Raw genomic sequence first — 9550 nt, forward strand, 5'->3', positions numbered from 1 at the left:
ACAAAGGCGGTTACTTTGGCGGGAAGCCAGTCGCGTGCGGGGTAGACGGCATACACAGGTAGGCCCACTGCTAGCTGGTAATCGGGCAGCAGCGCCAGCAATTGCCCACTGGCAAGCGGTGCGGCTAATAAGGCGCGGTCAATCAATAATAAACCTAGCCCATGGGTGGCCGCATCGACCAAAGCACAGGCATCATTCATCGCCAAAGGCCCCTTTACCCGCACTTTCTCCTCCCCTAATGGCCCAGAAAAAGTCCATAGATTCATAGCGCGCGAGCCATTTTGGTAAAATAGACAAGCATGCTGTGCCAAATCGCTTGGTGTTTGCGGCGTGCCCTTCTGTGCCAGATAGGCTGGGCTAGCAACCAACTGCAATTGCAATTCACCCAGCTTACGTGCAACCAAGGTTGAATCTGGCAAATGGCCGACCCGAATAGCGATATCGACTTGCTCAGTCGTTAAATCCACAAAACGATCTTCCAATTGCAAGAGCAAATCAACTTCTGGATAACGCTGGGAAAATAAAGAAAGTAAGGGGACTAAATGCACCCTAGCTAGCGACGACGAGCAGCTCACTTTCAGCCGCCCACGCACATTCTGCCGATAATCATCGGTAATCGCATCGATATTACCCAACGCCGCAGCCACCGTTTGCGCCTCTTGCCAAACCCGCTCGCCTAACTCGGTTAGCGCTAGCTTGCGCGTTGTTCTTTGTAATAATTTTGCGCCAAGCTGAGCTTCAAACCGCGCCAGCTGCTTACTTACGGACGAACGATTCAAGCCCAGCTCTTGTGCGGCCCCCGTCAAACTGCCATGACGTACCACGCAGGAAAACAAGGCCAAACCTGGCAGAGTATCTAGAGAAAGAGTCATCCGTGCTTCCTTTGGTGTTGCGAGCTAATTGATTCCGTTGAGGCAACAATGTAATGCTTTTGTCAGTACTAATCAATCCAGCGATTCATCGATAAACTAGCCTCATTCACTTACCCACTGGAAGAATAAAAATGACAGCAAGCATGCAAGCCATTTGCCAACACAGCTACGGTCAACGCGATGTATTACAGCTAGAAAATGTGCCAACACCGCAGATTAACGCTGATGATGTGCTGATTCGTGTCCACGCAGCGGGCGTCAATCCAGTGGATTGGAAAATCCGTGAAGGCTATTTGCAATCCATCATATCTCATGAAATGCCGCTCACTTTGGGCTGGGATGTAGCAGGTGAAATTGTTGCCCTAGGCGAGCAAATCACAGGCTGGAAAATCGGCGATGCCGTATATTCCCGCCCAGATATTGGCCGCAATGGCGCGTATGCCGAGTTTGTTGCCGTTAGGGCCAGTGAAATTGCAAAAAAACCACAAAGTCTAGACTGGCAACAAGCAGCAGCCGTGCCTTTAGCCGCGCTGACTGCATGGCAATCGCTATTTGAAATAGCAAAATTGCAAGCGGGCGAAAAAGTATTAATCCATGCCGGAGCAGGCGGTGTGGGCCTATTTGCGATTCAGCTCGCCAAGTGGCGTGGTGCCGAGGTGTATACCACCACCTCCGGTAAAAACGCCGAATTGGTCAGCACCCACGGTGCCGACCATGTCATTGATTACACCCAAGCCAACTTCGCAGATTTACGTGATCTAGACGTGGTGTTTGACACCATGGGCGGCGATATTCTGGCCCAAAGCTGGCAAACACTAAAAGTGGGTGGCAGGCTTGTCTCCATTTGCGACGAACCCGATGCCGCTACCGCGCAAAAACACCAAGTTAACGCCCAATTTTGCTTTGTGCAGCCTAATGCAACTCAATTAAGCGAAATTGCTACATTGTTAGATGCTGGGCACATCAAAGTGGTCATCGACAGCGTGTTCCCATTAGCTCAAGCCGCCCTTGCCCATGAGCGCAGCGAAAGCGGCCGCGCCCGTGGCAAGATTGTGCTGCAAATCGCTTAAAACATGTAAAAGTATGGCATAGCCCATGCGATAGATAGGCGCTAAAAAGCCCAGCCTTTATCAAAGACTGGGCTTTTTTATGCCGTTTCGATCAATGGCTATGACAGCATAGTAAAGGCCGCCATACCGACCAATGCCCCTGTCGTGCCAAGGATGGTTTCCATTACAGTCCAGGTTTTTAATGTTTGCAGCTCAGTTGCACCAGTGAACTTACCAAACAACCAGAAACCAGCATCGTTAACATGACTTAGCACAATAGAGCCACCTGCAATACAAACCGACAATGCCGCTCTTTGTCCACCTGAAAAATCTAGGGTATCAATAATTGGCATCACCAAGCCTACCGTCGTCAGGCAGGCTACAGTTGCTGAGCCCTGAATCACCCGTACCGCAGCAGCAAGTAAGAAGCATGCCAGCGCAACAGGCAGGCCAGCACCAATCAGCGCATTTCCCAGCGCACCACCCACACCCGAATCAACCAGTACCTGTTTAAACACACCACCAGCACCAATCACCAGCAGGATAGTCCCTGCAGGTTGCAAGGCTGCGGAGCAAATTTCCATCACTTTATTTTTGCTCATACCACGGCGCAGGGCTAAGCCGTAAATAGCCACCATGCAGGCAATCAGAATCGCTACAAAAGGATGGCCAACAAACTGCAGCCAGTGGTAAAGGCTGGTATTGGGCTCAACAAAACGAGCGCCAATTGTTTTTAAGCCTACCAAAAACAGAGGAAACAAAATCAGCGCAAAACTAAAGCCCAGCGAAGGCATTTTATCTTCATCTAAACAAGGCTCTTTCACATCAGCAGGTAATTCAAAAGTCACATACTTGCTAATAAATGTCCCAAATAGTGGGCCAGCAATCAGCATGCCGATAATTGCCGCAACCACACCAATCGCAATCATCCAGCCAAAATCAGCTTTCATTTGCGAGGCAAGCAACATAGGGGTTGGGCCGGGCAATAGAAACGCAGCAGCAGCGGCCACACCAGCAAATAAGGGAATAGTCAGCTTAACCAGATTGCCGCCAGTACGGCGTGCCACAGCAAATACCATACTGATCAGCAACACCACAGCCACTTCAAAAAATAGCGGCAATGCGCAGATCAGGCCAGCAATCCCCAAAGCAAAATGTGCGCGGCTTTCACCAAAAGTAGAGAGCAGTTTTCTTGCAATCTGATCCAGCGCTCCTGTTTCATGCAATATTTTGCCAAACATGGCACCCAACGCCACCACAATAGCGAGGAAGCCCAGCGTTCCCCCCATCCCTTTTTGCATTGTTTCAGCGATTTTTTCCAGCGGCATACCAGAGAAAACCCCTGCCCCGATTGAAACCAGCATCAACGCAACAAAGGCGTGTAAACGTGCCTTCATTACTAGAAACAACAACATCAGAACCGAGCCAACAGCGGTTAATACCAGTGTTAATGTATCCATTCTCTCTTACTCCTGAGCAGGGCGAATATGCTGCACGGCAGCGGCTACGACGTTTTCTAAGCTTTGGGCTATATCGATATGCGCCACATCCGGCTCATCCGCACCCGGCACTTCTAGTGTGGCAAATTGCGAAACCAGCATTTTTGGCTTTTGAAAATGACCGACACGCGCTTTTAAGCGCGATTCAATCAACTCAAAACTGCCACTCAAATAAATAAAAGAGAGATTTGGATTACCTTCACGCAAAATATCTCGGTAGGCTTTTTTTAGCGAAGAACACACAATCACCGATACCACTTGGGTGCGTTGCATCGCGTAGGCCGCAGTGCTTAACGCGGCCAGCCACGGCGCACGATCGTGATCATCTAAAGGCTGGCCTGAAGCCATCTTGTCGATATTGGCACGCGGGTGCAGAAAATCACCATCCAGAAAGCCACAGTCCAGCACGCGCGAAACTGCGCTCCCAACTGCAGACTTACCGCTGCCTGAAACGCCCATTACAACAAAAACTTGGTGTGGTGTAGCTTGATCGATCTGACTCATTGAATCGACTCCTGACTCGTTTTTATGTTTAATGTTACTGGTAACATTTTGTGACGACAGTATGTATCGCAATAAAAAAACTGCCAAGCAATAAATTTGTTGCAAATCAAAAAGGCTTAAAAAAATAGAACCTTAGAGCGATGCTAAGAGCAGCCAGCCGTTGGCAAGCACCTTTACTGACTGTGCTTAGGGTGATGTCCAAACAAGCCATAAATAGGTTTAGTCGCTAAGTAAACCTGGCAAAATGGCTCTAGCATTGGCCGAAGTAGCCGCGGCCAGCTCTGCAAGGCTAATACCGCGCAACTCGGCCAGCACTTCGGCCATTTTGACTAGCTCAGCGGGCTGGTTGCGTTGGCGATCTAGCCATGCGGGTGGAATATCGGGGGCATCGGTTTCCATCACCAGTGCTTCTAAAGGCAAATCACGGGCCAATTTGCGAATCCGCTGCGAGCCAGCGTAAGTCATCGCCCCACCAAAGCCGAGCTTAAACCCTAGCGAGATAAACACATCCGCCTGCTGTACGCTGCCATTAAAGGCGTGGGCGATGCCACCTTTGACTCGCCATTTACGCAGATATTTAAGCACTTGATCTTGGGCGCGGCGTAAATGCAGCAGCACCGGCAAATCAAAATCACGGGCGAGTTTTAATTGCGCTTCAAAAATCTCTACCTGCCGATTGCTATCTAAGCTGGGCAGATAAAAATCGAGGCCAATTTCCCCCACCGCAATGGGCTGATGCTGCTGTAAATAATGCTGCAAGGTGAGTAAATGGGCGTCTTGATGCACCGCAGTATAAATAGGATGCAGGCCAAAGGCTGGAAAACACCCGTAGCGATCGCGCATCGTCAGCGCATCGGCAAACGTGGCCTCGCTCACCGCTGGCACTACAATTTGCGCGACACCCAGCTGCCTTGCCGCCGCGACCACTTCATCACGGTCTGCGGCAAACTCAGGGGCATCTAGATGGCAATGGGTATCTATCCACATGGTTTTGTCCTCTTGCTTAGGGTGGGCACGGGCGCCCATGCAATATTGCATATATGGGCTTCGTAAGCATGAGCCATGCGATACATCACCACCAGACGGGTTCGGCTTCTAGCTCTACGCCAAATTGCGCGCGCACATCAGCTTGTACGGCTTGGGTGAGCAGGGCTACGTCGTGTTGGGTTGCACCGCCATGGTTTACTAATACTAAAGCTTGTTTTTGATACATGCCCACTGGCCCAAGCTGACGGCCTTTCCAACCAGTGCGCTCGATCAGCCAGCCTGCGGCCAGCTTGTAATGCGCTGGGCCAGCTGGATAAGACACCAGCTCAGGATGCGCGGCCAATACGCTGGCGCGCAGCGCGTTGCTTACAATAGGGTTTTTAAAGAAGCTGCCCGCATTGCCGATCACCGCAGGATCAGGCAATTTGCGCTGGCGCACATTAATCACCGCCTGTGCTACCGCTTGGGCCGTGCGCTGCCCTAGCAGGTGTAGCTCTTGCTCAATATCACCGTAATTGGTTTTAAGATCGGTGGTTTTAGGTAATCTAAATACCACTTCCGCAATCAGCCATTGATCTGCCTCGGCCTGCTTAAAGCAGCTATCCCGATAAGCAAATTGGCATTCTGCTGCGCTAAAGACCCGCGCCTGCCCGTCGCTAAGGCGATAGGCCGTTAGCTTAAATAGGCTGTCTTTGACCTCTACCCCATAAGCCCCAATATTTTGCACCGGTGCTGCGCCTACCGTGCCAGGAATCAGCGATAGGTTTTCTAGCCCTGCCCAGCCTTGCGCCAGCGTCCACTGCACAAACTCATGCCAATTTTCACCTGCGGCGGCGGCAATATACCAAGCGTCATCGTCTTCTTTTAATAAGCGCCGACCTTTTAACTCCACCGCAATCACCAAGGCATTTATGTCATCAGCCAAGACCAAATTACTGCCACCACCCAAGATGCGCCAAGGCAAGGCTTTAAGCGCTGCATCGAGGCAAAGCTCGGCTAATTGTGCAGGATCTGTCAGCCGCAAAAAATGGCGGGCGATAGCTGGCAAACCCAGTGTATTGGCGTGTTGAAGGCTAAAATTAGACTGAATGGGTAACATGGTGGAGGCGTTTGATCAGGCAAAGGGGGGATTATCCCCTAGCTGGACAAAAAAAACCCCCATGCCAAGGCATGAGGGTTAAAACTAGTAGCTTGCTAATCAACTCACTAGAATCTAAATCATCTTACTGGCGAACCTTGCTCATTGCACCCATCAAAGTACCAGCGCTATCGTCGCCATCCAAAGACCAGCTAAATGCGCCGCCCAAACCATTGGCTTTCACGTAATCAAGCTTGGTCTGAATCACATCCGTTGTATCGTAAGACCAGAATGTGCTGCCATCGTATTTCCAAGATTGCTTGGTGATGGGGTGAACAAATACCGAGCCTGGTGCATCTTTAAGCACACGGTAGTCTTCAATCCCCGCCTCGTACTTGCCCTTAGCTGGGCCAGTTGCCGATTGGTACAGGCCATTATTGATATTAGGAACGCCTGTCCAGCCACGGCCGTAGAAAGGAATGCCTAAAACAATTTTGCTAGCCGGAGCGCCTGCAGCAATCAGGTTTTTGACTGCGCTATCAATATTATATTGCGCAGCTAAGCCTGGTTTGCCGGTCTTAGGATCAAGATAACGTGGGCTGGCTGGATCATTGTAAAGATGCGACTGGAAGTCTGTTGGGCCCTTAGCATCCCAACCGCCGTTAAAGTCGTAAGACATCAAGTTGATCCAATCGAGGTACTTGGTGTATTCACCAGGCTCGGTCATCGCAATCTTTTCTGCCCCTGCACCAATCGCTACAGTCAGGCCATACTTCTTACCTGTTGTGGCGGTCAGTGCCTCCAGCTGAGCGCGGAATTCTTTCAGCAACAGCGTGTTGTTTTGCTTATCGTTTGGAGAAACCGTGTTGGTGCCAATCCCTTGCACGCCTGGGTATTCCCAATCGATATCAATCCCATCAAACACGCCTGCAGCGCTGCCCTTACCACCGGCATTGGAGCCGCCATCGTAGGGAATATTGCCCTTGATATAGACATCGATACAACTAGAAACCAGCTGTTTACGCAGTGCATCGGTAGAAGCCGCGTTAGAGAACCACTTAGACCAAGTCCAGCCGCCTAGGGAGATAAATACTTTTAGATTTGGGTTTTTGGCTTTCAGTTTTTTCAACTGATTAAAGTTGCCTTTTAAGCCGCCCTTACCATCTTCACCCCAAACATCGCCCACGCCATCGACTGATTCCCCAGCGCTAAAGCCTTTTTGGAAATCAGCCCAGCCATCGCCGCCGTCCTGAGCGCCATTTTCTGCCTTAGTCACGATGCCACATTCGTAGCCGCCGTTTTTAGGGTAGAGATTACCGAAGGCATAGTTCAAGAAAGTCATCTTAGCCGCAGAGCCGCTAGTCTGAACATGCTTCACTAAATAACCACGGTCATAAATGCCCCACTGAGCAAAGTATGAACCTACTTGCTTAGCACCTGATGGCGGCGGAGTTGGTGTTGGTGTTGGTGTTGGTACTGGTGTTGGTACCGGTGTTGGAACTGGCGTTGGAACCGGTGTTGGTACCGGTGTTGGTACCGGTGTTGGTACCGGTGTTGGAACTGGTGTTGGAACCGGTGTCGGCGCTGGCGTTGGCGTTGGCGTTGGGCCAGTACAAGCACCTAAATCTAGCCAAGGCTTACCTGCGCCCACATTGGTCGTTGGGTCATCACCCTGAGTCCACCACTGTGCTTTGTAATTACGACCTTTATAGGTAACCGATTGGCCACCTGAATAAGCCGTGCTTGCTGTCCATGTTACATAGCAAGCCGATGGGGTTGGTGCTGGCGTTGGGCTTGGTGTCGGCACGGGCGTTGGGGCTGGAGTTGGCACAGGCGTTGGGGCCGGTGTCGGTGTTCCGCCACTTTGTAGCGCCCAAGGGCCCCACTGATCGGCGCCTGGTACATTGCCCTTGGTCCACCACTGAGCTTTGTAATCCTTACCGGCATAACTCACTACTTCGCCACCGTTATAGGTAGTTGCGGCATCCCATGCGGGTGCAGCAAAGGCTTGCATAACAATAAAGGCAGCAGGAATTGCTGCTAAACGACTGTAATTAGACATAAGGGAGTCTCCATCCTCTTAAATCGATTGGCGTTATTCACGCATCTCAACTGGTATTGCTACCCTCCTACAGGCTGTCAATTCTATGAAAGCTTTACCTGTATTTGGGCCTCACCACGCCATTATTATTTGTAATTGGTCGTGACCGGATTCATTACTCACCATTCTATTTTTCTTGTCAAGCACTCAAGATCATCCAGAAGAATAAGCCAATGGCATAAGTAGCAGTACTTATCTGGACAACTACAAAAGACCAAGCCACTACGCATAATGCATCGCAACATTAAGCGCATAAAATATTAATATGCCTAGCAAATACAGGGATTGTGAAAATAATGCACTGCAGCATTCAAAAAAACTTATGTAGCTAATCAATCATAAAAAATGTAGTTTTCTTATAAAAATTACATAAATATTTCGGTGAACTGCTGCACGTTTAGCAACAAACGTATACATTAAACTACTGATATTTAAGGTATTCTTTCCTGAAACATACAAAATTATTTCAAATGATAAATATAAATTAAAACCACAACCAGCTCATGCCAACGACAAGCAGCAGCACATTAGCCAAGGGCTATTGGTATTAGCTACTTAAATAGATTGATGTTACAGAGGATAAAGAAAAACCCTAGGCATGCGTACTAGCTCGCTGTTTGTCTAATTACTACTGAGCGGGTTAGCCAACAATTGGCTCGCTGCGGGGTTTATAGCCGCTGATGTGTGTGGCCATCGCAAATCAAGGCAAAGTAAAAACTAAGGGCGGTTGCCCAGATTCCAGCGTGCGCAATACCACTTGGTTTGATCATTAGGTAGACCTACCAAGACGCTGCCAAATTTGGAAAGATAACGCGGATAACTGCCTGCCAGCGGAACAAAGACAAAACCCATAGCAGCTTCAATCTTTTTGCGCACGGTTTCAATTTGATCGGGGATCAGTGCCCCCACCATCAAGGCACCCGATGTAGGTAGGCTCACAAATACTTCACTCACCGTATTGCCGCCTAATTGCGCATTTTGCGCCTCAAACCACTCCGCCTCGCCCCATACCCGCAGCGGGTCGCCCATATACTGACGAAAATAGCTACGCCACCAGTCATTAGACCATTCGCTACGGCAAGATAAAGCCGCCTCCATTTTATCGCCAAAATGCGTAGGCAGCTGACCCGCAGCGAATGCAGGGCTAGCAAGACAAAAGAGAATGAGCAATTGCAGCAGGCGCATAGATTAACTCAAAAAATATAGGGGCAGAGCATCTTTTCTAGGATGGATAAAACCAAATTCTAGCAACTTAACAGCAGTTTGTTGAGCATCAAACCGGCATCAGTTTAGATCTCTCTATTGCAAACATTGCAACATCGTAGGGCGGGTGCAACCCCATGTGCGCTAACCAAACTGGCTACGCCGTCGTAATTTAGCTTGGGAGATACGTTTTTTCCTTGGGGGCTCTCGTAAAGACTCACTCTTTTTCCCCCAGTCTCTCAAGCTTGAAAGAAGTG

General features: G+C 49.7%; 8 protein-coding genes. 1 reads left to right on the forward strand and 7 read right to left on the reverse strand.

The features are described 5' to 3' along the window. A partial coding sequence (locus tag Q0R17_RS17935) for a LysR family transcriptional regulator (protein ID WP_293937540.1) occupies positions 1-872 on the reverse strand: 872 nt, incomplete at its 3' end. Positions 873-1003: 131 nt separating this feature from the next. On the opposite strand from Q0R17_RS17935, the gene Q0R17_RS17940 reads away from it, so the two are divergent. After that, entirely contained in the window at positions 1004-1942 is a 939-nt protein-coding gene (locus Q0R17_RS17940) for an NADP-dependent oxidoreductase (RefSeq protein ID WP_293937543.1), read from the forward strand. A 98-nt stretch (positions 1943-2040) separates the two neighbouring features. On the opposite strand, the gene gntU is transcribed toward Q0R17_RS17940, so the two are convergent. The 6 genes from gntU to Q0R17_RS17970 form a co-directional block, all read right to left on the reverse strand. Then, positions 2041-3381 (reverse strand): gluconate transporter, encoded by a 1341-nt coding sequence (gene gntU, locus Q0R17_RS17945; RefSeq protein ID WP_293937545.1) that lies wholly within the window; start codon positions 3379-3381, stop codon positions 2041-2043. Positions 3382-3387: 6 nt separating this feature from the next. Beyond that, positions 3388-3924 (reverse strand): gluconokinase, encoded by a 537-nt coding sequence (gene gntK / locus Q0R17_RS17950; RefSeq protein WP_293937547.1) that lies wholly within the window; start codon positions 3922-3924, stop codon positions 3388-3390. A 219-nt stretch (positions 3925-4143) separates the two neighbouring features. After that, positions 4144-4950 carry a TatD family hydrolase gene (locus Q0R17_RS17955; protein WP_293937549.1) on the reverse strand — a complete coding sequence of 269 codons (807 nt, stop codon included), beginning with the start codon at positions 4948-4950 and terminating at the stop codon, positions 4144-4146. A gap of 46 nt (positions 4951-4996) precedes the next feature. Then, positions 4997-6010, reverse strand: coding sequence for a UDP-N-acetylmuramate dehydrogenase (murB, locus tag Q0R17_RS17960; protein WP_293937551.1), 1014 nt, complete (start codon positions 6008-6010; stop codon positions 4997-4999). Positions 6011-6134: 124 nt separating this feature from the next. Continuing rightward, a complete protein-coding gene (locus Q0R17_RS17965; protein ID WP_293937554.1) occupies positions 6135-8051 on the reverse strand; it encodes a glycosyl hydrolase family 18 protein in 1917 nt (638 codons plus the stop codon). A gap of 756 nt (positions 8052-8807) precedes the next feature. Continuing rightward, positions 8808-9275: a hypothetical protein gene (locus Q0R17_RS17970; RefSeq protein ID WP_293937557.1), complete on the reverse strand. Its 468-nt coding sequence runs from the start codon at positions 9273-9275 to the stop codon at positions 8808-8810. Positions 9276-9550 lie beyond the last annotated feature (275 nt).

Origin of the sequence: Iodobacter sp. (assembly GCF_025352645.1) — a bacterium.
GTDB lineage: Bacteria > Pseudomonadota > Gammaproteobacteria > Burkholderiales > Chitinibacteraceae > Iodobacter.